1 protein-coding gene is annotated in these 245 nt (G+C 42.0%); it reads right to left on the bottom strand.

All coding sequences use genetic code 11. The annotated features are described in order from the left end of the window. The coding region (locus tag SB765_RS32765; protein WP_410932909.1) for a hypothetical protein at positions 1-245 on the bottom strand (245 nt) is incomplete at both ends.

Here is a 245-nt window from a genome sequence, read left to right as displayed (position 1 = left end):
ACCATTAATACATCAATGGCACTTAAATCTAAGCCTCTTTCTTGTAGTAAAGAAAGTGGGAAGGTGTAAATTTGCCATTGACCAGTAACCGGAGTAACACCTTCATTACTATCGCTAAGGGCTACATCGCCGGTATTAGGACCACCATCGCCCGCTTCGGCTTTCAATAGCCATGTAGTATCTGATGTTGGTGGCGTTACCACTTTCATATCAAAAGTTAGTCGACCATTTAGATCAAGAAGAAG

Source organism: Pseudomonas sp. SIMBA_067 (genome assembly GCF_046534675.1).
Classification (GTDB): domain Bacteria; phylum Pseudomonadota; class Gammaproteobacteria; order Pseudomonadales; family Pseudomonadaceae; genus Aquipseudomonas; species Aquipseudomonas putida.
The sequence above is the reverse complement of the archived record's forward strand: the minus strand, read 5'-3'. Positions and strand labels throughout refer to the sequence as shown.